Here is a 26,464-nt window from a genome sequence, read left to right as displayed (position 1 = left end):
GGACCTGATCGGCGCCCTTCGCCCAGCCCGGCGAAACCGGCTATGACCCGGCGGTGACCGCCACGGCCCTCTCCCGCCTGACCCTGACCGACTTCCGCTCCTATGCCCGGGCGGAGCTGGCGCTGGACGGCCGCTCGGTCTTCCTGGTGGGTCCGAACGGGGCGGGCAAGACCAACCTGCTCGAGGCGGTCAGCTTCTTCACGCCCGGCCGCGGCCTGCGCGGCGCAAGCCTCGCCGAGGTCGGCCGCCGGCTGCCGGGCGAGACCTTCGGACGCGCCTGGGCGGTCGCCGCCGTCGTGACGGCCGCCGACGGGGAGACGCGGCTCGGCACGGGCGTCGAGCAGGCCGGGGCCGCGCGCCGCACGGTGCGGATCGAGGGCGAGACCGTGCCGCCCGGCCGTCTCGCCGAGCACGTCCGGCAGGTCTGGCTGACGCCCGCCCAGGACCGCCTGTTCCTGGAGGGGGCCGGCGACCGGCGCCGCTTCTTCGACCGCCTCGTGTTCGCCGGCGAGCCGCGCCACGCCGCCCACGCCAACGCCTACGAGAAGGCTCAGCGCGAGCGCATGCGCCTGCTCACCGACGGTCCGCCCGACACCGCCTGGCTCGACGCCCTGGAGGCCCGCCTCGCCGAGGCCGGCGCCCTGATGGCCGACGCCCGCGCCCGCACCCTGGCCGCCCTGCAGGCCGAGATCGACACCCGCGGCGAGCGGCCGTTCCCGCAGGCCCTGCTCAGCCTGACCGGCGAATGGGAGCAGATGGCGGGCGAGGGTGCGGCAATCGCCGACGTCGAGGGGAAGCTCGCCGAGGCCCTGCGCCGCGCCCGCGAGCGCGACGCCGCCGCCGGCCGGGCCCTCACCGGCCCGCACCGCGGCGACCTCTCGGTGATCCACGCCGAGAAGGACCGCCCCGCCGCCGAGTGCTCCACCGGCGAGCAGAAGGCCCTGATCCTCAACCTGGTGCTCGCCCAGGCCGCCCGCCTGGCCCGCGCGGCGGACGCGCCCAGCCCCCTCCTGCTCCTCGACGAGGTCGCCGCCCACCTCGACCGGCGGCGGAGAGCCGCCCTGTTCGACGAGATCACCGCCCTGGGTCTCCAGGCCTTCCTCACCGGCGCCGACGAGCACCTGTTCGACGAGCTGAAGGGCCGCGCTCAGGGCGTCCGCGTGGACGGGGCTGAGCTCAGTCCAATTTAGTGCTTACGGGTTTGCAGGACTGCAGGCCGCAGTAGATCCGATGGGCGTCAGCGGTGACCCCGCGGGTGACCATGAGCTGCGCTACGAGAAACTCACTGGAGAGCTTCTCTCGCTGTGCCAGGAGCTTGCGTCCTACGGGACTGCGGATCAACGCGACCGCCGCCTCCAGCTTCGCCTCATCGAACAAGGCGGCGTAGATGTCCGCGCGCAGGGCGTTGATCTCCGGCGTGGTCTGCGCCTCGGCAGCGCGGAACGCGCTCACGGCCGCTGCGAAGACGGTGGGATCAGCCCCAGTGGCCGGCTCGGCCGTGGCGAGGGCGAGCCATCTCTCAGTCATGCGCGTCAGCACGCCGGCCTCTGCGGGGGTCTGCATCAGGGTACGCGCCAGGGCCTGGGCCGATTCGGACCTTGGCGGCAGCGCAGCAAATTCCGTCGGCGGAGGGCTCGACCAGGTGAACTGATCGACGGTGACGGTTTCACCCTGCGCGCCTTGGGACACCTGCAGTGGGCTCAATCGGTAGCGGCGCGTCAGGTCGATCGCTGCCTCGCGAAAGCCGAGCCCTGCAGGCGTCTCCGCGACAGGCTGGCACGCTTCCAAGAGGCCCTCCGCGGTGACCCTGCAGGTGAGCCTCACCGCACTCCTCAACCCCAGCGCGTTGGCAATCTGAGGACGGCGCACGCCGAACGCCGATGACTCGGGCTGCTCAACCCAACGCGGTGTCTTGAGGGTAGCGTTGTCCGGGGTGGATGAGGGGAGCCTCCCTGAGCAGTCGCGAGCGCGGCAGAACTCGGTCCGCGCCCGCTCCTGGACGCGCCGTAACCATTCGCCGAGCAGCGCCCGCTCCATCACTCCCACGTCGGTTGGCTGGGCGAGCAGGACGTCCTTCGTGGTGGGGGCGGCCTCAATCAGCTGGCGGAGTTCAGTCTCGCTGAAGTTGGCTGCATAGACCTGTGCGAAGCGCTCACGAAACTCGCCCAACCTTCCTTTGGCGGCCTCGCGCAGCGCCTGGGCGGCGGCGGTGCGTGCCGCCTCAGTCGCACCGTCCTGGTCGAGAAAGTCGATCTCGCGCGCCAGCCGTTCGTATTCTTCGAGCGCCCGCAGAGGCTCGCCCGTGATGTCGACCAGCTTGCGCGCTTCGGCCAAGGCGCCAGCGGACCGTGGCGGGGGAAGGGACGTCAGCTCGTCACTGGGAAGGCGGAAGCGGATGGGGACGCGGACAGTGCCGCCGTTCACCGGACGACCATCTATCGTTTGGGGCCGCATCTGGAACAGCTTCGAGAGTTCGAGCGCCGCTTGAGCGAAGCCGATGCCCGGTGGCTCCTCGTAGGCGACTTTGCAGCCTTCCATCTGGCCGACGTCGTTCACCACGCAGGAGAGGGTGGCCTGCCCCTCCATCTCGAACTTCTCAGCCAGCGGCGGGAAGACCAGCGCCAGGTCCTCGCCCGTCGGTCGGCGCAGCCAGTCGGGCTGGGTGATCACGCTCTGCGAGGGTTGGGCCGACACAGGGGACGCGATCATCAGGAGGGCGGCGGCGAGATGGGGCACACGCATGTCCGCCGGACCTTAGCAGCACAGTCTCGGCCGTCGGAACACCCTCCGTACCACCGTGGTCCCCCTCTCACGCGCACGTACATACGTGCGCGCACGCGGGCAGGTGCGCTGGGCGCGCTTAACCCCTATATTGCAGTTGACAGATTCGGCCGGCTGCGGCCGCCGGGCGCGCGCCTGCGCCGGACCCTCTGCAATGGAATGCGGGCCTGGGCCTCCTTCGAGGTCAGGGGCCCGATTCAACTGGACGTGTGATGAGCGAAGACAACGAGATCCCCGTGACCAACGGCAACGGCGCCGACGAGTACGGCGCGGAGTCGATCAAGGTCCTCAAGGGCCTGGACGCGGTGCGCAAGCGGCCGGGGATGTACATCGGCGACACCGACGACGGCTCGGGCCTGCACCACATGGTCTACGAGGTGGTCGACAACGCCATCGACGAAACCCTGGCCGGCTGGGCGACGCGCGTCGAGGTGATCCTCAACGCCGACGGCTCCTGCACCGTCACCGACGACGGGCGCGGCATCCCCACCGACATCCACGAGGGCGAGGGCGTCTCGGCGGCCGAGGTCATCATGACCCAGCTGCACGCCGGCGGTAAGTTCGACCAGAACTCCTACAAGGTCTCCGGCGGCCTGCACGGCGTGGGCGTCTCGGTGGTGAACGCGCTCTCGGACTTCCTGAAGCTGAAGATCCACCGCAACGGCCAGGTCCACGAGATGGAGTTCCGGCGCGGCGACGCGGTCTCGCCCCTGGTGATCACCGGGACCTCGCCGCTGCGCGAGAACGGCCAGCCGCTGACCGGCACCGAGGTCACCTTCCTGCCGTCGCTCGAGACCTTCAGCTTCATCGAGTTCGACCTGAAGACGCTGGAGCACCGGCTGCGCGAGCTCGCCTTCCTGAACTCGGGCGTGACCATCTGGCTGAAGGACCACCGCGGCGCCGAGCCGTTCGAGGAGGTCATGCACTACGACGGCGGCATCGAGGCCTTCGTGCGCCACCTCGACAAGGCCAAGACCCCGCTGATCAAGCAGCCCATCGTCATCCGCGGCAAGCGCGAGAACGTCGAGGTGGACCTGTCGCTCTGGTGGAACGACGGCTACCACGAGAACGTCCTCTGCTTCACCAACAACATCCCGCAGCGCGACGGCGGCACCCACCTGGCCGCCTTCCGCTCGGCGCTCACCCGGATCATCACCGGCTATGCCGAGAGCTCGGGCGCGGCGAAGCGCGAGAAGGTCTCGGTCACCGGCGAGGACGCCCGCGAGGGCCTGACCTGCGTGCTCTCGGTGAAGGTGCCCGACCCCAAGTTCTCGTCCCAGACCAAGGACAAGCTGGTCTCCTCCGAGGTGCGCCCCGCCGTGGAGGGCCTGGTCTCCGAAGGCCTCGGGAGCTGGTTCGAGGAGCATCCGAACGAGGCGCGGATGATCGTCCAGAAGATCGCCGAGGCCGCCGCCGCCCGCGACGCCGCGCGCAAGGCGCGCGAGCTCACCCGCCGCAAGTCGGCCCTCGACATCACCTCCCTGCCGGGCAAGCTCGCCGACTGCTCGGAGAAGGACCCGGCCAAGTCCGAGATCTTCCTCGTCGAGGGCGATTCCGCCGGCGGCTCGGCCAAGCAGGCCCGCAACCGCGAGAACCAGGCGATCCTGCCCCTGCGCGGCAAGATCCTGAACGTGGAGCGCGCGCGCTTCGACAAGATGCTGTCGTCGGACCAGGTCGGCACCCTGATCACGGCGCTGGGCGCCGGCATCGGCCGCGACGACTTCGACATCGAGAAGCTGCGCTACCACAAGATCGTCATCATGACGGACGCCGACGTCGACGGCGCCCACATCCGGACGCTCCTGCTCACCTTCTTCTACCGGCAGATGCCGGAGGTGATCGACCGCGGCTATCTCTATATCGCCCAGCCGCCGCTCTATAAGGCGGCCAAGGGCAAGTCCTCCCGCTACCTCAAGGACGACAGCGAGCTCGAGGCCTACCTCATCGATGAGGGCGTCGAGGGCGCGACGCTGGACCTCGCCTCCGGCGAGCGCCTGACGGGCAAGGACCTGCTGGCCCTGGTCACCACCTCGCGCGGCGCCAAGGCCAATGTGGAGCGGCTCGCCGCCCGCGCGCCGGCCTTCGCCATCGAGCAGTCCGCGCTGGCGGGCCTGCTGGCCGAAGGCGGCGATCCCGCAGCGGCGGCCCGGCGCCTCGACCTCTACGCCGAGGAGGGCGACGGCGCCTGGAGCGGCGACAAGGGAGAGCTCGGCGGCTTCGTCTTCGTGCGCGTGAAGCGCGGCGTCTCCGAGCGCATCGTCCTCGACGACCTCCTGCTGCACGCCGCCGACGCGCGTCGCCTGGCGGAGCGCTCGAAGGAGCTGGCGCAGGTGTTCTCCGGCGTCGCCACCTTCACCCGCCGGGACAAGACCACCACCGTCCGCGGCCCCATCGACCTGGTCAATGCGATCATGGACGCCGGCCGCCAGGGCCTGAAGATCCAGCGCTACAAGGGCCTGGGCGAGATGAACCCCGACCAGCTCTGGGAGACCACCCTGGACGCCGACGCCCGCACCCTGCTGCAGGTGAAGGTCAACCACGCCGACGACGCCGACGACATGTTCACCCGCCTGATGGGCGATCTCGTCGAGCCGCGCCGGGAGTTCATCCAGGAAAACGCCCTGGACGCCGAGGTGGACGTCTAGCGCGGGGCGACCGTGGCCGTCGGCGGGTCCTTCCTCGAGCAGATCCGGGAGACGCTCGCCGCCGCTCCGGACCTGCGCACGCGGCGGATGTTCGGCGGCGTGGGCGTGTTCTCCGGCGACCGGATGTTCGCGCTCGCGATCAGCGACACGCTCTACCTCAAGAGCGACGCCGAAACCGCGGCGGACTTCGACGCGCTCGGTCTGGAGCCGTTCCGCTACGGGACGAAGCACGGCGACCTGCGCGAGATCTCCTACCGCCGCGCGCCGGACGAGATCTGGGAAGACCCCGAAGTGGCCGAGGCATGGACGCGCCGCGCGCTCGGGGCGGCCTTGCGCAAGGCCTGAGCCTCAGCCCGCCGTCTCCCGGCCCACGGGATAGATCAGGTAGCGGCGGTCGTAGTAGGGCGTCTTCTCGTAGAACCAGCGCAGCCGCGCGTCGCCGTCGGCGGCGAAAGCCGGTTCGGCGGCGAGCTTCGCCCGGAACTCGGCCGCCAGCGCGGGATCCTCCTTCATCATCCGCTCCGCCAGCGGCGCGATGACGTAGCCTTCCATGTACTCGGTGCGCTGCAGGATCTCCGGGAAGAATCCCCAGGCCAGGAAGCTGTCGGGGCTGCGGGCCTCCAGCAGGATGCTGGCCAGCTCGCCCAGCGGCTGGTCGGTGGAGATCCGCACCGAGCCCGGCGCATAGGTCACCCGCCGCCGCTCGGACGTATAGTCGGCGGCGCTGACCGGGAAGCGGCCCTCGATCGCGGTCCCGGCCTTCGGCTCGACCAGGCGGGCCACCTCGACCTCCACGGTGCGCGGCGCCTTCAGGATCTCCATGGCCAGGCCGTGGCGCCGCAGCCGGTCGATCACTTCGGCCTTGTGCGCCGGCACCCAGTAGGCGGCGGGCCGCTGGACCACCACGTCGGGCGTCGAGCCGAACACCGGCGCCTGCACGGGCTTGCCTGGCCGGCCCAGCCAGCGAACCTCGTCGCGGCCGGAAGCTTCGGAGCGCCAGGTCTCCCGCTGGACCGGGCGGAAGAGGATGGAATCCACCGGCTCCGCCAGCGGCTTCCAGGTCAGCACCACCCTGTCGGGCCGCAGCGCTCGGTCGGCGGCCCGCGCCGCCGCCAGACCGTCGGCGCCGTCCGCGGCGGCGCGCAGCGCGGCCTCGATGAGGACGTAGGTCCCCAGCACCCGCTGGCGGTAGGGCTTCAGGGAATGGGTCTCCACCAGCACCGTCGGCGTCCGCCGCAGGTCCCCGAAGCCGGTGGAGAACCGCGCGGTGTCGGCGCCGACGTTGAAGCCCTTCTCCGGCGCCCGCGGGTCGACGGGATCCAGGTAGGGCGCGGGGAAGTGGCCGTTGCGGCTCAGCGCCTGCTCCATCCTGGGCCGCAGCACCTTGTCCAGCCACTGGCCCGAGCGGGGGCTGCGGGCGTGGCGCCCGCCCCAGCCGGGGAAGGAGAAGGTGATGTCGTGCACATAGTCGACGCCGTCGGTGACGTGCAGGTCGAGGTAGAGGTCGGGGTCGTAGCGCCCGATCAGGTCCAGCATGGCGCGCATCTCGGGCGCGTCGAGCTTGGCGTAGTCGCGGTTCAGGTTGAGGTTCTGGGCGGTGGTCCGGAAACCCTGGCTCTCCGGCCCCCGCTGGTTCGGCCGGCTGTAGGGCGAGGTGTTCTCGTGGCCGTCGGCGTTGAACACCGGCACGAACAGCAGGTTCGCCCCGTCCAGCAGCCCCGCCTTGCCACGGAACGCGATGTCCCGGATCAGCATCAGGCCCGCATCCTTGCCGTCGATCTCGCCCGAGTGGATGCCGGCCTGCGCGAGCACGAGGGGCTTGGCGGGGTCCAGCCGGCCCTTGTCCTTGCTGACGATCGCCACGACCAGTTCGCGGCCCTCGGGCGTCTCGCCGAACCGCTCGAGCCGGATCAGGTCGGAGGCCCCGGCCATCCGGCGCAGGTAGTCCAGGGTCTCGGCATAGGACGGCGTCGTGCGGAATCCCGCCTTCTCGGCCGGGGTGATCCACGGGTCGCCGGCCGGGGCGACCAGCTTCTCGCTGGCCCCGCGCCAGGCCGGCGCCGGCGGCAGGATGTCGGCGAAGCGGCGGTCGGGCTGGGCCGCGGCCGAGGTGGCCAGCAGGGTGGCGGTCAGGGCGAGGGCGAGGGCGCGCATGCCGCCTTCATAACGCACGGCGTCGCCGCCGTAAGGCCGCCGCCTCAGCTCGCCAGCTTCTGCTGGCGGGCGAAGGGGCTGAGGCCCAGCCAGGTCTGCATCTGCGAGGCGAGCTGCCGGTCGCCGACCACGCGCAGGCGATCCTGCGCCATGGCGATGCGCAGGTTGTCGACGCCCATCCAGACCGCCGTCATGGTGCGCAGCTCGCAGGCGACGTAGAGGTCCACGTCGAAGCCCGGGTCGACCCCGCAGAGGTCCACCGCCTCGCCGGGCGTCACCACCAGCCACCAGGACCGCAGGCCGGCGGGCTGCTCCGGATACTGGAACTGGATCACGCTGCGCCGCTGCGGCATGGGCGACAGGTCGAGGTTGCGGCGCATGTCCCACATCAGGAGCTGCGCATCGAGCTGCTGCAGCGACAGCTCCGGGTCCACCCAGCGCTGGCCCCAGGCCCCCACCGCCTCGACGATCGGCGCCACCTCCTGGCCGGCCGCGGTGAGCTCGTACTCGAACGCCGCCCGCTCGCCGGGCGCGGGCACGCGGCGGACCACGCCTGCGGCCTCCAGCTCCTTCAGTCGCTGGGAGAGCAGGGCGGGCGACATCCTGGGCACGCCGCGGCGCAGGTCGTTGAACCGGCGGGTCCCCGCCACCAGCTCGCGCAGGATCAGCAGGGTCCAGCGGGTGCAGAGGACCTCGGCGGCCATGGCCACGGGACAGAACTGGCCGTATCCGGCTTGCGGCATGCGCGATCCCTTTCGGATAACGTTGGCATGCTAAGCTTCGGCCCCGCCGGCGGCTAGTTCAGTTCCTGTACCGGCGCGATTCAGTTCCTGAACTGGCCGCGCCTCCCGTCCAGTGGGATCAGTCTCGCAGAACGGCGTTCAATGCGCCGCGCCAGAGGACCTCCCCATGCCCGACGACGCCATCCTGACCCCCGCCACCCTCGACTGGGCCGCGCGCGCCGACGCGGCCGCCGCCCAGATCGCCCTGGACGCCGCCCGGCACGACGCCGACGACAGCTTCGTGGCCGACGCCTACGATCTCCTGAAGCGCGAGGGCTTCTTCAAGGCCCACGTCCCGGCCGAGCTCGGCGGCGGCGGCGCCGCCTACGCCGAGATCTGCGCCGTGGTGCGCCGGCTGGCCCGGGCCTGTGGGTCCACGGGGCTGGCCTTCTCCATGCACACCCACCTCGTGGCGCTCGCCGCCTGGCGCTGGCGGAATGAGGGGGCGCCCACCGAGGGCCTCCTGAAGCGGGTCGCGGCCGAGGACCTGGTCCTGGTCTCCAGCGGCGGCTCCGACTGGCTGCAGAGCGCCGGCACGGCGGAGAAGGTCGACGGCGGCTACAGCATCACCGCCCGCAAGGTGTTCTCCAGCGGCTCGCCGGCCGGCGACCTCCTGATGACCAGCGCGGTCTACGACGATCCCGAGGCGGGGCCGACGGTGCTGCACTTCGCCGTGCCGCTCGCCGCCCCGGGCGTCACCCGCCTCGACACCTGGAAGGCCATGGGCATGCGCGGCACCGGCTCGCACGACCTGCAGCTCGAGCAGGTCTTCGTGCCGGAGGCGGCAGTCTCCGGCCGCCGGCCGCAGGGCCGGTGGCACCCGCTGTTCCACGGCATCAGCATGATCGCCTTCCCGATCATCTATTCGGCCTACCTCGGCGTCGCCGAGGCGGCGCGGGCCCGGGCGCTGGAGGTCGCGCGGCGCAAGCCCGCCGACGAGGCGCTGGCCCAGCTCGCCGGCGAGATGGAGACCGCCTTGTTCGCCTGCGAGACGGCGGTGGCGGCGATGATCCGCAACGCCGAGACGGCGAAGCCCGGTCCCGAGACCACCCACCGCGCCATGATGGGCCGCACGCTCGCCGGCCAGGCGGCGATCCGCACGGTGGAGCGGGCCATGGAGGTGGCGGGCGGGGCGTCCTTCTACCGCAGCGTCGGTCTGGAGCGGGCCTTCCGCGACGTGCAGGGCGCCCGGTTCCATCCGCTGCAGGAGAAGCCCCAGCTCCGCTACGCCGGACGGCTGGCGCTGGGCCTCGACATCGACGGCTGAGCGCGGCCGGGCGCTAGCCGTCCAGGTGGCAGGAGATCAGGGTCCGGGCCGCTTGGCTCAGGCTCGCCACCGGCCCGCCCTGGCCGAGCGTGACCCGAGCGACGTAAGCGCCCTCCAGCAGCAGGAAGAGGGTGTCGGCCAGGGCCTCGTCCTTCGCCCCGGCGGCCTTGCACAGGGCGCCCAGCCGCTTGCGGGTCTCGCGCTTGTAGTCGAGCGCCACGATCCGCGCCGGGTGCTCGGGCTCGTGCAGCTCGATGGCGGCGTTGGAAATGGCGCAGCCGCGGGTGTCGTCGCAGGTCTTCTGGCCGAAGGCGTCGAACAGCGCCTCCAGCTGCCGGCGCGGGTCGCCGGCGTGCGGGGCGATGGCCTCGTCCCACCAGGTCCAGGCGTCGCGCGCCTGCTCGCGCAGGCATTCGGCGACCAGCTCGTCCTTCGACGGGAAGTTCCGGTAGAGCGTCATCTTCGTCGCGCCCGCCTCGCTGGCGATCGTCTCGACGCCCACGGCGCGGATCCCGCGCTCGTAGAACAGCTCGCACGCCGTCTCGAAGATCCGGTCGCGCGCCGACTTTTTTGCGGTTGTCCCCTTGCCACCCACGGTAGCGCTACCCACCTTCGCCTTGGCTTCCGCCTTCATCGCCCTCCCTCCCAATCTTATCGAGCCACGTCTTTTTACGAGCCCCGTCATTGACGTGAGAGTGACCGGTCAGTATCTATCGGAATGATACCGAACGGTATCGTCACATTTCTTCAATGTGCGCCTTCCGGACCCCGACTTCAAGGCGGGGCCGGCCCAAACTGAAAGCCCGGAGTCCCAGTCATGCGTGTGCGTTCGATTGCGCCTCTTGGCGCCGTGGTGGCCCTTTCCCTCTTCGTCGCCGGCTGCGGCGCCCGGGCCCAGCAGGGTCCGGCCGAGGCCCCGCCGCCGGCGGTCACCGCCGCCCCGGTGGTGGTCCGCGAGCTGCCCGCCTGGGACGAGTTCACCGGCCGGCTGGAGGCGGTGGACACGGTGCAGGTCCGCCCGCGGGTCGGCGGCTACATCGACAGCATCCGGTTCCGGGAGGGCGCGGTGGTCCGCAAGGGCGAGGTGCTCTTCCAGATCGATCCGCGCCCGTTCCAGGCCGAGGTGGCGCGCCTGACGGCCGAAGTCGCCGCCGGCCGCGCCAAGCTCGAGCTGGCCAGCGTCAACCGCGCCCGCGGCGAGCGCCTCGTGGAGCAGAACGCGCTGGCCCGCAGCGAGTACGACCGGCTGGTCTCCGAGGAGAAGGCGGCCCGCGCCGCCCTCGACGCCGCCGCCGCGACGCTGGCCTCGGCCAAGCTGAACCTGGAGTTCACCCGGATCACCTCGCCGATCTCCGGCCGCGTCTCCCGGGCCGCGATCACCGAGGGCAACCTCGTCACGAGCTCCGACGTGCTGACGACCGTGGTCTCGGACGATCCCGTCTACGCCACCTTCAACGCCGACGAGCAGACCTATCTCAAGTACGTCGACACCGCCCGCACGCGGCCGGGGCCGGTCTACATGGGCCTGATGGACGAGGAGGGGCATCCGCACGAAGGCAGCCTGGTCTTCGTCGACAACGTCGTCGATCCGCAGAGCGGCACCATCCAGGGCCGCGCGATCTTCAGGAATCCCGACAGCCGGTTCACGCCGGGCCTGTTCGCCCGGGTCAAGCTGGTGGACTCCGACTCCGACACCGTGGCCCTGGTCCCCGACCGGGCGATCGCCGCCGACCTCGGCAAGCGCTTCGTCCTGGTGGTCGGCGCCGACCGCGTCGCCCGGTACCGGGCGGTGACGGTGGGCCCGCGGGTCGGAGATCTGCGGATCGTGCGGACCGGCCTCAAGCCGGGCGACGTCGTCATCATCAGCGGCGGCCAGCGGGTGAAGCCCGGCCAGGCGGTCCGTCCCACCCTCTCCGCCATCAAGCTCCCTGAGGCCGAACTGGCCCAGCTCACCGGCGCGCCCCTGCGTGTCGCCCAGGCCGACACGGGCCGTTCGGCGCAGTAGCCGCCGGACGGCCTCGTCCCCTCCTCCCCGGACGAGTCCCCCATGAATTTCTCGCAGTTCTTCGTGAACCGCCCGCGCTTCGCGGCGGTGCTCTCGATCATCATCTTCGTGGTCGGGCTGATCGCCCTGCCGAGGCTGCCGATCGCCGAATATCCCGAGGTCGTGCCGCCCACCGTGGTGGTCCGCGCCGTCTATCCGGGCGCCAACCCCGAAACCATCGCCGAGACGGTCGCCTCGCCCATCGAGCAGGCCATCAACGGCGTCGAGGGGATGCTCTACCAGTCCTCCCAGGCGACCAGCGACGGGGTGGTGACGATCACCGTCACCTTCCGCCTCGGCGTCGACCTGGATAAGGCCCAGGTGCAGGTCCAGAACCGGGTGGCCCAGGTGCTGCCCAGGCTGCCCCAGGAGGTGCAGCGCTCGGGCGTCACCACCAACAAGGCCTCGCCCGACCTGACCATGGTCGTCCACCTGATCAGCCCCGATCAACGCTACGACATGCTCTACCTGTCGAACTACGCCCAGCTGCGGGTGCGCGACCAGCTGGCCCGGGTCGACGGCGTCGGCGACGTGCAGATGTTCGGCTCGGGCCCCTACGCCATGCGCATCTGGCTGGACCCCGAGCAGGTGGCCGCCCGCGGGCTGACCGCCGGCGACGTGATCCGCGCCGTGCGCGAGCAGAACGTCCAGGTCGTCGCCGGCCAGCTCGGCGCCCCGCCCGCGCCCGGCGCCGCCGACTTCCAGGTGGCGATCAACTCCCAGGGCCGGCTCTCCACCGAGGAGGAGTTCGGCGAGATCATCATCCGCACCGGCGAGCACGGCGAGGTCACCCGCCTGCGCGACGTGGCCCGCGTGGAGTTGGGCTCCAGCAGCTACGCCCTGCGCTCGCTGCTGGACAACCGCCCGGCCGTGGCCCTGCCGATCTTCCAGCGGCCCGGCTCCAACGCCCTGCAGCTCTCCTCGGATGTCCGGGCCACCATGGCCGAGCTGAAGAAGGACTTCCCCGAGGGCGTGGACTACAAGATCGTCTACGACCCCACCGTCTTCGTCCGCGGCTCCATCGACGCGGTGGTGCACACCCTGTTCGAGGCCATCCTGCTGGTGGTGCTCGTGGTGGTGCTGTTCCTGCAGAGCTGGCGCGCCTCGGTGATCCCGCTGATCGCCGTGCCCGTCTCGCTGATCGGCACCTTCGCCGTGATGCTGATGATGGGCTTCGGCCTCAACACCCTCACCCTGTTCGGCCTGGTGCTGGCGATCGGCGTGGTCGTCGACGACGCCATCGTCGTGGTCGAGAACGTGGAGCGCAACATCGAGCTGGGTCTGTCCCCGCCAGACGCCGCCCGCCAGGCCATGCGCGAGGTCACCGGACCGATCGTCTCGACGGCGCTCGTGCTCTGCGCGGTCTTCATCCCCACCGCCTTCATCAGCGGCCTGACCGGCCAGTTCTACCGCCAGTTCGCGCTGACCATCGCCATCAGCACCCTGATCTCGGCCTTCAACTCGCTCACCCTGTCGCCCGCGCTCGCGGCCGTGCTGCTGAAGCCGCACGGCGCGCCGAAGGACCGCCTGCAGCAGGTCATCGACCGGCTGTTCGGCTGGCTGTTCCGGCCGTTCAACCGCCTCTTCGCCCGCGGCTCCGACAACTACGTCGGCGGGGTGCGGCGGCTGCTCGGGCGCTCGCCGGCGGCGCTCCTCGTCTACGCCGGCCTGATCGCCATCACCGCCTTCGCCTTCATGAAGACGCCCGGCGGCTTCGTGCCCGGCCAGGACAAGCAGTACCTGATCGCCGCGGCCCAGCTCCCTGAAGCCGCCTCCCTCGACCGCAGCGAGGCGGTGATCCGCCAGATGAGCGACATCGCGCTCAAGACCCCCGGCGTGGAGAGCGCCGTGGCCTTCCCGGGCCTCTCCATCAACGGCTTCACCAACGCCCCCAACGCCGGGATCGTCTTCGTCACCCTCAAGCCCTTCGAGGAGCGGACGAGCCACGAGCTCTCGGCCGGCGCCATCGCCGGCGAGCTGAACGGCAAGTTCGCGGCCATCCAGGACGGCTCGATCGCCGTCTTCCCGCCGCCGCCGGTCATGGGGCTGGGCACCATCGGCGGCTTCAAGATGCAGATCGAGGACCGCGCGGGCCTTGGCTCCGAGGAGGTCTACCGCCAGACCCAGGCCCTGGTGGCCGCGGCCCAGAAGGAGCCGGCGCTCGCCGGCGTCTTCTCCGGCTTCCAGATCAACGTGCCCCAGGTGCGCGCCGACATCGACCGCGAGAAGGCCCGCGCCCAGGGCATGAACCTGACCGACCTCTTCGAGACCATGCAGGTCTATCTGGGCTCGCTCTACGTCAACGACTTCAACCGCTTCGGCCGCACCTACGAGGTCCATGTGCAGGCCGACCAGACCTACCGCACCGATCCCGAGGACGTGCTGCGCCTGCAGACCCGCAACGGCGCGGGCCAGATGATCCCGCTGGGCGCCTTCGTGCGGCTGGAGCAGACCACCGGCCCCGACCGCGTGCCGCACTACAACGGCTACCTCTCGGCCGAGATCAACGGCGGCGCCGCGCCCGGCTTCTCGTCGGGCCAGGCCGAGAAGGCCATGGAGCGGATCGCCAGCGAGACCCTGCCCAACGGCATGAGCTGGGAATGGACCGACCTGACCTACCAGCAGATCCTGGCGGGCAACACGGCGATCTACATCTTCCCGCTCTGCGTGCTGCTGGCCTTCCTGGTGCTGGCCGCCCAGTACGAGAGCTGGACCCTGCCGCTCGTGGTCATCCTGATCGTGCCCATGTGCCTGCTCTCGGCGCTCGTGGGCGTGAACCTGGCCGGCGGCGACAACAACATCTTCACCCAGATCGGGCTGATCGTGCTGGTGGGGCTGGCGTGCAAGAACGCCATCCTGATCGTCGAGTTCGCCCGCGACCGGGAGGCCCACGGGGCGTCCACCTGGGACGCGGTGCTGGAGGCCTGCCGCCTGCGCCTGCGGCCGATCCTGATGACCTCGCTCGCCTTCATCATGGGCGTGGCGCCGCTGGTCTGGTCGCATGGCGCGGGCGCCGAGATGCGCCGGGCCATGGGCGTGGCGGTGTTCTCCGGCATGCTCGGCGTCACCCTCTTCGGCCTGATGCTGACCCCGGTCTTCTACCTGGTGATCCGCAGGCTCGGCGGCCGGTCGCGCGCGACCTCGGCCGTGCCCGCGCCGGCGGAATGAGGACGATCCCCATGCGACACACCCTGCCTCTCCGGGCGGCCCCGCTCGCCGCCCTCCTGCTCCTCTCCGCCTGCGCCGTGGGGCCCCGCTACGAGGCGCCGGCCACGCCTCCGGCCGAGTTCCGCAAGGCCGACCCCGCCGCCTTCACCTCCGGCCAGGCGGAGGCGGCCTGGTGGCGGCAGTTCGGCGATCCGGTGCTGGACGACCTCGTGGATCGCGCGCTCGCCGGCAACCTCGACCTGCGCATCGCCGAGGCCCGGGTTCGCGAGGCCCGCGCCATCCTGCGCGACACCCGCCTCGACCAGCTCCCCCGCGTCACCGCCGCGGCCGCCTACCGCGACGGACGGACCCCGCAGCCCGGCGGCCCGCCGCTGACCGGCGAGACCTTCGAGACCGGCTTCGACGCGGCCTGGGAGATCGACCTGTTCGGCCGCGTCCGCCGGGGCGTCGAGGCGGCCTCCGCCGACGCCGGCGCCGCCCGCGCCGAGCTGCACGCCGCCCAGGTGACCGTCGCCGCAGAGGTCGCCCGCACCTACCTCGAGCTGCGCGGCGCCCAGGACCGGCTGCAGGTCGCCCGCCGCAACCTCGACACCCAGCGCGAGACGCTCCGGCTCACCCGCGCCCGCTTCGACGTGGGCTCCGGCGACGCCGTCGACGTGGCCCGCGCCCAGGGCGAGCTCAGCGGCACCGAGGCCACCATCCCGTCCCTGACCATCCAGGCGCAGGCCGCCGCCCACCGGCTGGCGGTCCTCGTGGGCGAGCGGCCGGGGAACCTCGACGCCCTGCTCGCGCCCGTCCGCGAGGTCCCGCCCCGCGTCCAGGCGCTGCCGATCGGCGACGCGGGCGAGCTGCTGCGCCGCCGCCCCGACGTGCAGGCCGCGGAGCGGCGCCTCGCGGCCCAGACCGCCCGGGTGGGCGTCGCCACGGCCGACCTCTTCCCGCGGGTGCGGGTCGGGGGCTTCCTAGGCTTCCTGGCGGGCGACTTCGACAGCCTGGGCGACGGCGCCAGCCGCGCCTGGAGCGTCGCGCCGACCATCACCTGGCCGGCGCTGGACTTCGCCGGCGCGCGGGCCCGGCTGCGCGCCCAGGAGGCCCGCGGCGACGCCGCCCTCGCCGAGTACGAGCGCACCGTGCTCGTGGCGCTGGAGGACGTGGAGAACGCCTTCGTCGGCTACGCCCAGCAGCAGGCCCGCCTGCGCAGCCTGGTCGACCGCGAGGCCGCCGCCCGCCGCGCCGCCGAGCTCGCCCGGATCCGCTACCGCGAGGGCGCGGTGGACTTCCTCACCCTGCTCGACGCCGAACGCTCGCTGCTCGCCGCCGAGGACCAGGCGAGCGCCGCGCGCACCGAGCTGAACACCTGGGTGGTGGCCGTCTACAAGGCGCTCGGCGGCGGCTGGGAGGCCGCCCCGGCCTAGCCCGCGAAGCCGCCGACGATCTCCAGCACCGCCTCGCCGTAGTGGGCGAGCTTGGCCTCGCCCACGCCGTTCAGCCGGGCGAGCGCCGCGCGGCTGCCGGGCTTCGCCCCGGCGATCTCCACCAGGGTGCGGTCGTTGAAGATCACATAGGGCGGCACGTGCTGGGCCTTGGCCTCGCGGCTGCGCCAGGCCCGGAGCGCCTCGAACAGCGGCTGGTCGGCGGGCGACAGCGCCGCCATCGCCTCGCGGCTGCGCTTGCGCGGCCGGCCGGAGCGGGTGGAGTCGTCATAGCCCTCCGCGGGCTTGCGCATCGCCACCCGCCGCTCGCCGCGGAACACCGCCCGCACCGCGTCGGCGTCGCCGATCCCCACCAGCGGCCGCCCGTCGTTGGGGTCCTCGCGTAAGAGGCCCTCGAACAGCAGCTGCTCGGTCAGGTCACGCCACTGGGCCACCGACAGCTCGGTCCCGATCCCCCAGGTCGACAGGCTCTGCTCCTGGGCCGAGGCGTCCTTGGTCTTGCCGAGCAGGTGGTCCACGAGCCGCCCGCGCCCGAACCGGCCGCCCAGCCGGTGCGCCGCCGACAGCGCCTTCTGGGCGGCCTCGGTGGCGTCGGTGGTCTCCACCGCCCCGGTGCAGAGGTCGCACTGGCCGCAGGGCTTCACGCCCTCCTCGCCGAAGTAGCGCCGGACGGCGGCCGCCCGGCAGCCGGTCCCGTCCAGCAGGGCGTAGAGCTGGCGCACCTTGCGCGCCTGCACCTGCTTGACCGTGTCGTCCACGTCGCGCTCGGAGATCCTGCGCAGCGCCCAGGCCATGTCGGCGGCGCCGTAGAGGGTGATCCCCTCCGCCGGGTCGCCGTCGCGGCCGGCCCGGCCGATCTCCTGCCAGTAGGCCTCGATGGAGGCCGGCGGGTCGGCGTGGATCACGAAGCGCACGTCCGGCTTGTCGACGCCCATGCCGAACGCGATGGTCGCCACCATCACGGCGGCGTCCGCCTCCAGGAACTGCTCCAGCCGCTCCGTGCGCAGCCGCCGCTCGAGCCCGGCGTGGTAGGCCAGCGCCGGCACGCCCGCGTCGCGCAGCGCCTGGGCGAGCTTCTCGGTCCCGTCGCGCGAGCCGGCGTAGACCACGCCCGACCGGTCCGGCCGCGCGGTGACCAGCTCCACCACCCGCTTGTCCTTGCCGCCCCGCTTGCGCTCGGCCGACAGGATCAGCTCCGGCCGCGCGAAGCTCGCCACGAACTCGCGGCTGTCCTGCAGGCGCAGCTCGGCGCGGATATCCTCCCGGGTCCGCGCGTCGGCGGTGGCGGTGACCGCCAGCCGGGGGACGGTGGGGAACAGCTCGGCGAGCTTGCCGAGCATCCGGTACTCGGGCCGGAAGTCGTGGCCCCACTGGCTCACGCAGTGGGCCTCGTCGATGGCCACCATGGCCAGCGGCGTGCGGGACAGCCGCTCCAGCATCCAGGGCTGCATCAGCCCCTCGGGCGAGACGTAGAGCAGGTCGAGCTCGCCGGCCTCGATCCGCCGCCAGGTCTCGGCCTTCTCGGAAGGCTCGATGTTGGAATCCAGCCGGGCCGCGGCGACACCCGACTGGATCAGCCCCGCCACCTGGTCCGACATCAGGGCGATCAGCGGCGAGACCACCAGGCCGAGGCCCGGCCGCATCAGGCTGGGGATCTGGTAGCAGAGGCTCTTGCCCCCGCCGGTCGGCAGCACCGCCATGGCGCTGCGCCCGGCCAGGATCTCGCCGATCACCTCGGCCTGCAGCCCCCGGAACTCCTGGTGCCCGAACGTCCGGCGCAGGATCTCCCGGGCGCGGTCGAGGGGCGCGTGTTCGGCTTCGGCGACGGCGGCGGGCATCGGGTCCTTATGACCCCGACTCACCCGAAACGCGATGCGTCTTTCCCTCCCCCTTAAGGGAGGGAGGTCATTCCGCCGCCATCGCCTGGGGCCTGGCCTGGGCCCCGCGCAGCAGCCGTCCCGGCAGGGCGCCGGTGGGCTCGCCGTCGCGGTAGGTGACCTCGCCGGCCACGATGGTCGCCACATAGCCCTGCGCCCGCTGGATCAGCCGGCGCCCGCCGGCCGGCAGGTCGTAGGCCACCTCGGGCGCCTTCAGGGTCAGCCGGTCGTAGTCGATGACGTTGAGGTCGGCGCGGTAGCCGGCCGCCACCAGGCCGCGGTCGAACAGCCCCACCGTCTCCGCCGTCCGGCGCGTCTGGCCGGCCACCATGTGCTCGATGGAGAGCTTCGGCCCCCGCGTCCGGTCCCGCGTCCAGTGCACCAGGTTGGTGGTCGGGAAGCTGCCGTCGCAGATCATCCCCACGTGCGCCCCGCCGTCGGAGAGCCCCGGCACGCAGTCGGGATGGCTCAGCATCTCGTAGGCCGGGTCGAGGTTGCCGTCGGCGTAGTTCAGGAACGGCAGGTAGAGCATGCCGCGCCCGCCGTTGGTCAGCATGTGGTCCAGCGCCACCTCGGCCGGATCCTTGCCCGTCCGCTCGGCGATGGCCGCCACGGTGGTGTCGCGGGTCGGCTCGTAGTCCGGCTGCTGGGAAAGCAGGAACATGTTGCCCCAGGCCCGGGGCTGGGTGCCTGCGAAGCCGCGCTGGGCCTCGCTCTCCTCGTGCAGCAGCCGGGCCCGGAACGCCGGGTCGGAGAGGCGGGCGACCTTGCCCTCCAGCGGCAGGGCCTTGATCTCCTGGTAGGCCGGGTGCTGGCTGAACGGGTTCATGGTCAGCTCGAAGCCGAACAGCACGCCCACCGGCCGGCTGGCCACCTGCGCCCGCATCGGCAGGCCGGCGGCGTTGGCCTCCTCCAGCCGCTGCAGCAGCACCTTGTAGCTCTCCGGCGCGCGCGGGCTCTGCACCAGGCTGAACGACAGCGGCCGGCCCGAGCGCTCGACGATCCGCCGCAGCATGGCCCATTCCGCCTCGGGGTCGGCGAAGTCGGAGACCACCTGCAGCACGCCGCGTCCCGCCGCGGCGAGCCCGAGCGCGATGCCGGTCAGCTCGTCCTCGCCGGCGGTCAGCGTCGGCGTCGGCTGGCCGTCCGAGGTGCGGTGGTTCAGCGTCCGGGAGGTGGCGAAGCCCAGGGCCCCGGCCTCCGCCGCGCGCCTGGCCAGCGCCGCCATGGCGTGGATGTCGGCGTCCGTGGCCGGCTCGCGGTTCGCCCCGCGCTCGCCCATCACGAAGACCCTGAGCGCCGCGTGCGGCAGCTGGCTGCCCACGTCCACGTCGAAGCGCCGCTCGGCCAGCCGGTCGAGATAGTCGGGATAGCTCTCCCAGCTCCACGGCAGGCCCTGGCTGAGCACGGGGAAGGGGATGTCCTCGACGCCTTCCATCAGGCGGATCAGGCGATCGTGATCCTCCGGCCGGCAGGGGGCGAAGCCCACGCCGCAGTTGCCCATCACCACGGTCGTCACGCCGTGCCAGGACGAGGGCTGCATGCGTTCGTCCCAGGTCGCCTGGCCGTCGTAATGGGTGTGGATGTCCACGAAGCCGGGCGTCACCAGCCTGCCGCGGGCGTCGATCTCCTCGGCCCCGGCGCCGGAGACCCGGCCGACGGCGGCGATCCGGCCGTCCTTGACCGCCACGTCCGCCTCGAAGGCCGCCCCGCCGGTCCCGTCCACGACGGTCCCGCCGCGGACCACAAGGTCATAGGCTCGTTCCATGGCGCTGCGCCTCCCTGAAGGCGATGTTGTTCTGGTTGCCGCCGACTTTGCGGGCCGGACGCCACGGCAGGCAAGCGGCCAGCAGACGTGGCCGTGGGAACTCACTGAATATTCAGCCTGTTCTTTGCCCGGCTGTTAACCGCAGGAAAGCTAGGCTGTAGGGACCAAATGCGCAGAACGGATGAGGGACCCGTGATGCCGCTCAAGGCATTTCTCGCCGCCGCCGCGGCGATCGCGGTGGGCGTGGGGCTTCTGCTCCCCGTCCCCCACAAGACCGAGGCTGCGGCCCAGTCGCAGGTCGAGATGATGGACCTCGGCCGGGGCTAGCTCCCGGCGGGACGCGTCAGCTCCGAGGCCTTGCCCGCGCAGCCGGTCACCGTCCGCCCCGCGAAGGTGGCCTCCGCCGACATCGAATAGCGCATGTCGCTCATGCCGTCGGAGCATTCGCTTGAATAGATCGTGACCGCCAGTTCCTGGCCGTCGGCGGTCCTGGCCTGCCAGACCGCCTTGCCCGGCGTGACCTGGGCCCCCGGCGCCGTATAGGCGACCTCGGGGACGCCCGGCTGCATCAGGGTGAGCGTCGTGCCGTCGATCCGCACCGCCCAGAAGGGCTCGTTGCCGCGCGCCAGCAGGGGCTGCGACAGGTCCATCACCAACCCGGGCTGGGCCGGCGGAGCCGCCGCCGCCGCGGCCGGCGCGTCGGCCGGCGGCGGGGCGGGGGTTCCGTCGGGATCCTGTGGCTGACAGGCGGCGAGGAGGAGGGCGAGCGTCCCGATCAGCAGCCGCATCGATGTTTCTCCTGGGGTCCGCCTGCAAGGCCGGCGCAAATCAGCTTAGCGTCTCCTTCGTGAGCGCGCCCTACAGCTTCTACGAATTCTTCGCCGGCGGCGGCATGGCCCGGCTCGGCCTGGGGGAGGCCTGGGCCTGCGCCTTCGCCAACGACTTCGATCCGGTCAAGGCCGCCACCTACCGCCGGAACTTCCCCGACGCGGCGCAGCACTTCCACGAGGGCGACGTCTGGAAGCTGGACGCCGCCGACCTGCCCGGCCGGGCCGACCTCGCCTGGGCCTCCTCGCCCTGCCAGGACTTCAGCCTGGCCGGCGCGCGGGCCGGTCTCTCCGGCGGCCGCTCCTCGGCCTTCTTCGGCTTCTGGCGGCTCGTTGAGGCCCTGGCCGCCGAGGGCCGGGCGCCGCGGACGGTCGTCATCGAGAACGTCTCGGGCCTGCTCACCTCCCACGGCGGCGCCGACTTCGCCGCGCTCGGCGAGGCGCTCGCCGCCCGCGGCTACGCCTTCGGCGCCCTGGAGATCGACGCCGCCGGCTTCCTGCCGCAGTCGCGTCCGCGGGTCTTCGTGGTGGCCACGCGCGAGGCGCCGCCCGCGGTCCTCACCGGCGCCAGCCCCTTCCACACCCGCGCCGTGGCCGCCGCCCACGCCGCCCTGCCGCCGCACCTGGCGGAGCGCTGGATCTGGTGGCGGCTCGCCGCGCCGCCCGCCCGCAACACCGACCTCGCCGCCCTGCTGGAGCCCGACGCGGCGGTCGCCTGGCATTCGCCGGAGCGCACGGCGGCCCTGCTGGCGCTCATGGCCCCGCTCCATCGCGCCCGCCTGGAGGCCATGCAGGCCAGAGGCGAGCGGGCCGTGGGCGCCGTCTTCCGGCGGACCCGGGACGAGGACGGCCGCCGCGTGCAGCGCGCCGAGGTGCGCTTCGATGGCCTGGCGGGCTGCCTGCGCACCCCGCGCGGCGGCTCCTCGCGCCAGTCGATCGTGGTGGTGGACGAAGGCGCCGTCCGCTCCCGCCTGCTGAGCCCCCGCGAGGCCGCCCGGCTGATGGGCCTGCCCGACGCCTACGCCCTGCCGAAGGCCGCCACCGCCGCCTTGCACGTGGCCGGCGACGGGGTGGCCGTCCCGGTCGTGCGCTGGCTGGGCCGCGAGCTCCTGGAGCCGCTGCTGGCCGGCGCGCCCGGGGTGACGGCGCGGACGGCCTGAGAGCGCGCCTCAACGCGCCTCGACGAATCCTGGGCGCCTGGCCGCTTCCAATCCCCACCGAAAGCCTTAGGTTTCGCGACAACCGGTCACACCGCAGGAACGCGAGGGGCTTCCATGGACTCCACCCCCGACAAGATCTACGACGCCGCCCGCTTCGAGCGCGCCGGCCGCGGCAAGATCTACGACAGCATCATCGACACGATCGGCGACACGCCGCTGGTGCGCCTGCCGAGGCTCACCGCGGCGCTGAAGCCCAAGGCCGAGGTCGTCGCCAAGCTCGAGTTCTTCAACCCGATCGCCTCGGTGAAGGACCGCATCGGCGTGGCGATGATCGAGTACCTGGAGGCCAAGGGCGTCCTGAAGCCGGGCGGCCAGATCGTCGAGCCCACCTCCGGCAACACCGGCATCGCGCTGGCCTTCGTGGCCGCCGCCAAGGGCTACAAGCTGACGCTCGTCATGCCCGAGAGCATGTCCATCGAACGGCGCAAGATGCTCCTCCTCCTGGGCGCCAAGCTGGAGCTGACCCCCGCCGAGCGCGGCATGGCCGGCGCCGTCGCCCGGGCCCGCGAGATCGTCGAGGCCACCCCCGGCGCGGTGATGCCGCAGCAGTTCGACAACGTCGCCAACCCGCTGATCCACCGGGTCTCCACCGCCAACGAGATCTGGAACGACACCGACGGCCGCGTCGACGCGGTGGTGTCCGGCGTCGGCACCGGCGGCACCATCACCGGCGTCGGCCAGGTGCTGAAGGCCCGCAAGCCCTCGGTGAGGATGATCGCGGTGGAGCCGGAGAACTCGCCCGTGCTGTCCGGCGGCACGCCCGGCCCGCACAAGATCCAGGGCATTGGCGCCGGCTTCGTGCCCTCGATCCTCGACCGCGGGACCATCGACGAGGTCGTCCAGGTGTCCAACGACGACAGCTTCAGCATGGCCCGGCGGGCGGCGGCCGAGGAAGGCATCCCGGTCGGCATCTCCTCCGGCGCGGCGCTGACCGCGGCCTTCGACGTCGCCATGCGCGACGACATGGCCGGCAAGCTGATCGTCGCCATCATCCCGAGCTTCGCCGAGCGCTACGTCTCCACGGCCCTGTTCGAAGGGCTGTGATGTTCCTCCCCTGCGCAGCGGGGGAGGACACGCCGTGACCGACGTCTACCCGCCGGAGAAGCGCTCCGCCGTCATGCGGCGGGTCAAGGGGCGCGACACCACGCCGGAGATGAAGGTCCGCAAGGCCCTGACGCGGCTGGGGACGCGCTACCGTCTCCACCGCAAGGACCTGCCGGGCAATCCGGACATCGTGCTGCCGGGGCGCCGGCTCGCGCTCTTCGTTCACGGCTGCTTCTGGCACGGCCACGACTGCGCCCGCGGCGCCCGCGTGCCCAAGCAGAACCGCGACTACTGGATCGCCAAGGTCGCCCGCAACGTCGCCCGCGACGAACGCACCCGCGCCGAGCTCGCGGCGCAGGACTGGCGGGTGGAGACCCTCTGGGAATGCGAGCTCAAGGACCCCGCCGCCCTGGAAGCCCGGCTCCGGCGCCTGCTGGCTGGGCCCGCGCCCTAGCGCTTGCCGAACAGCCGGGCGAAGAACCCGCCGCCCTTGGCCGCGCCGGCGGCGCCGACGGGCGTCAGGTCCGGCCATTCCTCGTCCGCCTTGAAGCCGCAGAGCGATCGGGCGAGCTCGAGCGGGATCTCGTAGATCAGGTCGACCCCGGCCTCCTCGCCGCCTTCGGCCTCCTGCTCGGCGAAGGCCTTCGCCCGGATGGCCTCGAACTGCGGCGGCGGCTCGCCGGTGACGGCGACATGCATGTAGGGCTCCTGTTCGCTGTCCCGCACGACGCGCCAGACTTCCCGGCCCGCTTCGTAGCCGCGGGCCTCCGCGTACACCACGTGATCTTCCTGGCGGGCCGCCACGGTGGCGGCGCCCAGGGCGGCGAGCCGGTCGAGCGGCTGGCCGAAGCCGCGCTCGAAATCCGGATCGACGTAGAGCGTCCAGCCGCCCGGCAGGGCGCCGACCTGCGCCTGTTTGCGACGTCCGCCGTCGCCGGGCTCTAGGCCAAGCGCCTCCATGACGGCCTCGGGCGTGACGCCCTTTACGGCGATCCAGGCGAGCGAAAGACCCATGCGCGTTCCTCCTGCCGGAAGCTAAGGCGAAGCTCCGCGGCAGGTCAAGAACGAAAGGGGAACTAAGCCGCCGGCGCCGCTGCTTCCACCACCACCTCGGTGGTCACCGAGTTGGCGATGAAGCACTGCTCGTGGGCCTCGTGGTGCAGGCGGTCGAGCTCGGCCGCGGAGGGTTCGGGGCCCGCCCAGGTGATTTCCGGCCGCAGCCATACGCGGGTGACCGCCATGCGCCCGGCCGGCGACTTCTCCATCACCCCCTCGGCCGCGTCGCGGTAGCGGGTGACCGCGAAGCCGGCCTCGCGGGCCACGTGCAGGAAGGTCAGCATGTGGCAGTTGGAGAGCGCCGCCACCAGCATCTCCTCCGGATCCACCGACCCCTCGACCGCCCAGCGGTTGCCGACCACGTGGCGCGACGCCGTGGCCGGGACCTCGTGGCCGCCCTCGAAGGTGACCGTGTGGCCGCGGCTGTAGCGGCCCTTCAGGAAGTCCTCAGGCGCAGCGTCGGTCAGCGCCCATTCGATGACCGCCCGGTGCCTGGCCATCAGAAGGCCTCCGCCGGCAGCGCCATCATCAGCTCCGAGCCGGTCTTCAGCTTCGCCAGGTGCGCCGAGGTCTCCGGCAGGATGCGCTCGATGTAGTACCGCCCCACCGTCACCTTCTGCTGGTAGAGCGGGTCGGTCTCGCCCGCGGCGATCTTCGCCTGCGCCGCCTGGGCCATCAGGGTCCACATGTAGGCCAGGCCGGTCAGGCCGAAGAGGTGCAGGTAGTCGGTGGAGGCGGCGCCGGCGTTGTCGGGATTGGCCAGGCCGTTCTGCATCAGCCACATGGTGGCCTCCTGCAGCTCGGCCTTGGCCTTGGCCAGCCCGGTCAGGAACGGCTTCAGCCCCTCGTCGCCCTCGTTGGCCTCGATGAAGCCGTCCAGCTCGGCGAAGAAGCTCATCACCGCCCGGCCGCCGTCGGCGGCGAGCTTGCGGCCCACCAGGTCCAGGGCCTGGACCCCGTTGGTGCCCTCGTAGATCAGGGCGATGCGCACGTCGCGCAGGTACTGGCTGACCGGGAAGTGCTCGGTGAAGCCCGAGCCGCCGTGCACCTGCATGGCGTCGGAGCAGACCTTGAAGCCGCGGTCGGTGAGGAAGGCCTTCAGGACCGGGGTCATCAGCGCCATGTAGTCGCGGCCCTTCTGCTGAACGGCCTCGTCGGGGCTGGCGTGCGCCAGGTCGCCGTGCAGGGCGGTCCAGAACAGGAAGGCGCGGCCGCCCTCGATGATCGCCCGGGCGTCCATCAGCATCCGCCGCACGTCGGGGTGGACGATGATCGGGTCGGCCGGGCCGTCCGGGTTCTTCGGCCCGGTCAGCGAGCGGCCCTGCAGCCGGTCCTTGGCGAAGGCGGCGGCGGCCTGGTAGGCGGCCTCGGCCTGGGCGATGCCCTGCATGCCGACGCCGATGCGCGCCTCGTTCATCATCACGAACATGATCGGCAGGCCGCGGTTCTCCTCGCCGATCAGCCAGCCGGTGGCCTCCTCGTGGCTGATCACGCAGGTGGCGTTGCCGTGGATGCCCATCTTCTCCTCGAGCCCCAGGCACTTCACGCTGTTGCGCTCGCCCGGATTGCCGTCGGCGTCGGGGATGTACTTGGGCACGATGAACAGGCTGATGCCGCGCACCCCGGCCGGCGCGCCCTCGATCCGGGCCAGCACCAGGTGGACGATGTTCTCCGTCAGGTCCTGCTCGCCGCCCGAGATCCAGATTTTCTGGCCCGAGATCCGGTAGGTGCCGTCCGCCTGCGGGACCGCCTTGGTGCGCAGGAGGCCGAGGTCGGTGCCGCAGTGCGGCTCCGTCAGGTTCATGGTGCCCGCCCACTGGCCGGACGCCAGCTTGGGCAGGTAGAGCTGCTTCTGCTCCGGCGTGCCGCCCACGTGGATCGCCGAATAGGCGCCGTGGGTCAGGCCCGGGTACATGGAAAACGCCATGTTCGCCGCCGAGCTCATCTCGGAGAAGGCGAGGTTGACCACGTGCGGGAGCCCCTGGCCGCCGTAGTTCGGGTCCGCGCCCAGGGCGGGCCAGCCGGCCTCGACCAGCTGGGCGTAGGCCTCCTTGAAGCCGGTGGGCGTCTTGACCGTGAAGTCGGGGCTCCAGACGCAGCCCTCCTTGTCGCCCGCGCCATTGATCGGGGCGAGCACCTCGCCGGTGAACCGGCCGGCCTCCTCCAGGATCTGGTCGACCGTGTCCATGGACGCGTCGGCGAACGCGGGCAGGTTGGCGTAGCGCTCCAGCTGCAGGACGTCGCGCAGCAGGAACTGGTAGTCCCGCACAGGGGGCTGGAAGGTCATCTGGGGTCCCGGTCTCGTGGCGCGCCGCCGGGGGCCGCCCGGCTGGGCCGCCCCTCACGCGCGATGGTTAGAACTAGAGCTTGTGGCGCATGCCCGGCAAGCGGGGGCGCG

At 72.0% G+C, this 26,464-nt stretch carries 21 protein-coding genes; 11 read left to right on the top strand and 10 right to left on the bottom strand.

The genetic code is table 11. From position 1 onward, the window contains the following. Positions 1-53 precede the first annotated feature (53 nt). A complete protein-coding gene (gene recF, locus VM685_RS05735) occupies positions 54-1,190 on the top strand; it encodes a DNA replication/repair protein RecF (RefSeq protein ID WP_325459163.1) in 1,137 nt (378 codons plus the stop codon). Here the strand turns inward: recF and VM685_RS05730 are convergent. Further along, complete coding sequence (locus tag VM685_RS05730) at positions 1,177-2,742, bottom strand: TonB family protein (RefSeq protein WP_325459162.1); 1,566 nt, start codon at positions 2,740-2,742, stop codon at positions 1,177-1,179. The genes recF and VM685_RS05730 overlap by 14 nt on opposite strands. Positions 2,743-2,993: 251 nt before the next feature. Between VM685_RS05730 and gyrB the strand changes: the two genes are divergently transcribed. Together gyrB and VM685_RS05720 are read left to right on the top strand one after the other, a co-directional pair. Beyond that, a complete protein-coding gene (gene gyrB / locus VM685_RS05725; RefSeq protein ID WP_325459161.1) occupies positions 2,994-5,426 on the top strand; it encodes a DNA topoisomerase (ATP-hydrolyzing) subunit B in 2,433 nt (810 codons plus the stop codon). Between the two features lie 12 nt (positions 5,427-5,438). Further along, complete coding sequence (locus VM685_RS05720; protein WP_325459160.1) at positions 5,439-5,771, top strand: TfoX/Sxy family protein; 333 nt, start codon at positions 5,439-5,441, stop codon at positions 5,769-5,771. A 3-nt stretch (positions 5,772-5,774) separates the two neighbouring features. On the opposite strand, the gene VM685_RS05715 is transcribed toward VM685_RS05720, so the two are convergent. Both VM685_RS05715 and VM685_RS05710 read right to left on the bottom strand, forming a co-directional pair. Next, positions 5,775-7,580, bottom strand: a complete 1,806-nt coding sequence (locus VM685_RS05715) for a M14 family metallopeptidase (protein ID WP_325459159.1) — start codon at positions 7,578-7,580, stop codon at positions 5,775-5,777. 44 nt (positions 7,581-7,624) lie between these two features. Next, on the bottom strand, positions 7,625-8,323 hold the full coding sequence (locus VM685_RS05710; RefSeq protein WP_325459158.1) for a helix-turn-helix domain-containing protein: 699 nt from the start codon (positions 8,321-8,323) through the stop codon (positions 7,625-7,627). A gap of 166 nt (positions 8,324-8,489) precedes the next feature. Between VM685_RS05710 and VM685_RS05705 the strand changes: the two genes are divergently transcribed. Then, positions 8,490-9,629, top strand: coding sequence for an acyl-CoA dehydrogenase family protein (locus VM685_RS05705; protein WP_325459157.1), 1,140 nt, complete (start codon positions 8,490-8,492; stop codon positions 9,627-9,629). Positions 9,630-9,642: 13 nt separating this feature from the next. On the opposite strand, the gene VM685_RS05700 is transcribed toward VM685_RS05705, so the two are convergent. Further along, positions 9,643-10,263 (bottom strand): TetR/AcrR family transcriptional regulator, encoded by a 621-nt coding sequence (locus tag VM685_RS05700; protein WP_325459156.1) that lies wholly within the window; start codon positions 10,261-10,263, stop codon positions 9,643-9,645. Positions 10,264-10,482: 219 nt separating this feature from the next. On the opposite strand from VM685_RS05700, the gene VM685_RS05695 reads away from it, so the two are divergent. Genes VM685_RS05695 through VM685_RS05685 form a run of 3 tightly spaced genes read left to right on the top strand, consistent with a single transcriptional unit; the run spans position 10,483 to position 16,256 of the window. Continuing rightward, complete coding sequence (locus VM685_RS05695; RefSeq protein WP_325459155.1) at positions 10,483-11,634, top strand: efflux RND transporter periplasmic adaptor subunit; 1,152 nt, start codon at positions 10,483-10,485, stop codon at positions 11,632-11,634. A gap of 42 nt (positions 11,635-11,676) precedes the next feature. Further along, positions 11,677-14,841, top strand: coding sequence for an efflux RND transporter permease subunit (locus VM685_RS05690; protein WP_325459154.1), 3,165 nt, complete (start codon positions 11,677-11,679; stop codon positions 14,839-14,841). Between the two features lie 11 nt (positions 14,842-14,852). Beyond that, entirely contained in the window at positions 14,853-16,256 is a 1,404-nt protein-coding gene (locus VM685_RS05685) for an efflux transporter outer membrane subunit (protein ID WP_325459153.1), read from the top strand. On the opposite strand, the gene recQ is transcribed toward VM685_RS05685, so the two are convergent. Together recQ and VM685_RS05675 are read right to left on the bottom strand one after the other, a co-directional pair. Beyond that, positions 16,253-18,112, bottom strand: a complete 1,860-nt coding sequence (gene recQ, locus VM685_RS05680) for a DNA helicase RecQ (RefSeq protein WP_325459152.1) — start codon at positions 18,110-18,112, stop codon at positions 16,253-16,255. The two genes, VM685_RS05685 and recQ, sit on opposite strands and share 4 nt — an antisense overlap. A 67-nt stretch (positions 18,113-18,179) precedes the next feature. After that, positions 18,180-19,919, bottom strand: coding sequence for an N-acyl-D-amino-acid deacylase family protein (locus VM685_RS05675; protein ID WP_325459151.1), 1,740 nt, complete (start codon positions 19,917-19,919; stop codon positions 18,180-18,182). Positions 19,920-20,114: 195 nt separating this feature from the next. Here VM685_RS05675 and VM685_RS05670 point away from each other — a divergent pair, with 195 nt between their 5' ends. Beyond that, a complete protein-coding gene (locus tag VM685_RS05670) occupies positions 20,115-20,246 on the top strand; it encodes a hypothetical protein (protein WP_325459150.1) in 132 nt (43 codons plus the stop codon). Here the strand turns inward: VM685_RS05670 and VM685_RS05665 are convergent. Next, positions 20,243-20,707, bottom strand: coding sequence for a hypothetical protein (locus VM685_RS05665; protein WP_325459149.1), 465 nt, complete (start codon positions 20,705-20,707; stop codon positions 20,243-20,245). The two genes, VM685_RS05670 and VM685_RS05665, sit on opposite strands and share 4 nt — an antisense overlap. A 59-nt stretch (positions 20,708-20,766) precedes the next feature. Here VM685_RS05665 and VM685_RS05660 point away from each other — a divergent pair, with 59 nt between their 5' ends. From VM685_RS05660 to VM685_RS05650, 3 genes are all read left to right on the top strand, one after another. Continuing rightward, positions 20,767-21,906 carry a DNA cytosine methyltransferase gene (locus tag VM685_RS05660; RefSeq protein WP_414693345.1) on the top strand — a complete coding sequence of 380 codons (1,140 nt, stop codon included), beginning with the start codon at positions 20,767-20,769 and terminating at the stop codon, positions 21,904-21,906. 114 nt (positions 21,907-22,020) lie between these two features. Next, positions 22,021-23,010 carry a cysteine synthase A gene (gene cysK, locus VM685_RS05655; protein WP_325459147.1) on the top strand — a complete coding sequence of 330 codons (990 nt, stop codon included), beginning with the start codon at positions 22,021-22,023 and terminating at the stop codon, positions 23,008-23,010. A gap of 34 nt (positions 23,011-23,044) precedes the next feature. Continuing rightward, complete coding sequence (locus VM685_RS05650) at positions 23,045-23,464, top strand: DNA mismatch endonuclease Vsr (protein WP_325459146.1); 420 nt, start codon at positions 23,045-23,047, stop codon at positions 23,462-23,464. On the opposite strand, the gene VM685_RS05645 is transcribed toward VM685_RS05650, so the two are convergent. From VM685_RS05645 to VM685_RS05635, 3 genes are all read right to left on the bottom strand, one after another. Then, a complete protein-coding gene (locus tag VM685_RS05645; protein ID WP_325459145.1) occupies positions 23,461-24,024 on the bottom strand; it encodes a hypothetical protein in 564 nt (187 codons plus the stop codon). The genes VM685_RS05650 and VM685_RS05645 overlap by 4 nt on opposite strands. Positions 24,025-24,086: 62 nt before the next feature. Continuing rightward, a complete protein-coding gene (locus tag VM685_RS05640; RefSeq protein ID WP_325459144.1) occupies positions 24,087-24,566 on the bottom strand; it encodes an OsmC family protein in 480 nt (159 codons plus the stop codon). Continuing rightward, entirely contained in the window at positions 24,566-26,353 is a 1,788-nt protein-coding gene (locus VM685_RS05635; RefSeq protein ID WP_325459143.1) for an acyl-CoA dehydrogenase C-terminal domain-containing protein, read from the bottom strand. Before VM685_RS05635 ends, VM685_RS05640 begins: the two co-directional genes overlap by 1 nt. Positions 26,354-26,464: the final 111 nt, after the last annotated feature.

Source organism: Phenylobacterium sp., from assembly GCF_035539035.1.
GTDB lineage: Bacteria > Pseudomonadota > Alphaproteobacteria > Caulobacterales > Caulobacteraceae > Phenylobacterium.
The sequence above is the reverse complement of the archived record's forward strand: the minus strand, read 5'-3'. Positions and strand labels throughout refer to the sequence as shown.

What these genes read in the sequence shown, in the direction of transcription:
- VM685_RS05710 (WP_325459158.1), bottom strand. Translation starts at nt 8,323, where the DNA reads ATGCCGCAAGCCGGATACGGCCAGTTCTGTCCCGTGGCCATGGCCGCC.
- VM685_RS05685 (WP_325459153.1), top strand. Translation starts at nt 14,853, where the DNA reads ATGCGACACACCCTGCCTCTCCGGGCGGCCCCGCTCGCCGCCCTCCTG.
- VM685_RS05645 (WP_325459145.1), bottom strand. Translation starts at nt 24,024, where the DNA reads ATGGGTCTTTCGCTCGCCTGGATCGCCGTAAAGGGCGTCACGCCCGAG.
- gyrB (WP_325459161.1), top strand. Translation starts at nt 2,994, where the DNA reads ATGAGCGAAGACAACGAGATCCCCGTGACCAACGGCAACGGCGCCGAC.
- VM685_RS05675 (WP_325459151.1), bottom strand. Translation starts at nt 19,919, where the DNA reads ATGGAACGAGCCTATGACCTTGTGGTCCGCGGCGGGACCGTCGTGGAC.
- VM685_RS05700 (WP_325459156.1), bottom strand. Translation starts at nt 10,263, where the DNA reads ATGAAGGCGGAAGCCAAGGCGAAGGTGGGTAGCGCTACCGTGGGTGGC.
- recQ (WP_325459152.1), bottom strand. Translation starts at nt 18,112, where the DNA reads ATGCCCGCCGCCGTCGCCGAAGCCGAACACGCGCCCCTCGACCGCGCC.
- VM685_RS05640 (WP_325459144.1), bottom strand. Translation starts at nt 24,566, where the DNA reads ATGGCCAGGCACCGGGCGGTCATCGAATGGGCGCTGACCGACGCTGCG.
- VM685_RS05670 (WP_325459150.1), top strand. Translation starts at nt 20,115, where the DNA reads ATGCCGCTCAAGGCATTTCTCGCCGCCGCCGCGGCGATCGCGGTGGGC.
- VM685_RS05705 (WP_325459157.1), top strand. Translation starts at nt 8,490, where the DNA reads ATGCCCGACGACGCCATCCTGACCCCCGCCACCCTCGACTGGGCCGCG.
- VM685_RS05635 (WP_325459143.1), bottom strand. Translation starts at nt 26,353, where the DNA reads ATGACCTTCCAGCCCCCTGTGCGGGACTACCAGTTCCTGCTGCGCGAC.
- cysK (WP_325459147.1), top strand. Translation starts at nt 22,021, where the DNA reads ATGGACTCCACCCCCGACAAGATCTACGACGCCGCCCGCTTCGAGCGC.
- VM685_RS05715 (WP_325459159.1), bottom strand. Translation starts at nt 7,580, where the DNA reads ATGCGCGCCCTCGCCCTCGCCCTGACCGCCACCCTGCTGGCCACCTCG.
- VM685_RS05690 (WP_325459154.1), top strand. Translation starts at nt 11,677, where the DNA reads ATGAATTTCTCGCAGTTCTTCGTGAACCGCCCGCGCTTCGCGGCGGTG.
- VM685_RS05665 (WP_325459149.1), bottom strand. Translation starts at nt 20,707, where the DNA reads ATGCGGCTGCTGATCGGGACGCTCGCCCTCCTCCTCGCCGCCTGTCAG.
- VM685_RS05730 (WP_325459162.1), bottom strand. Translation starts at nt 2,742, where the DNA reads ATGCGTGTGCCCCATCTCGCCGCCGCCCTCCTGATGATCGCGTCCCCT.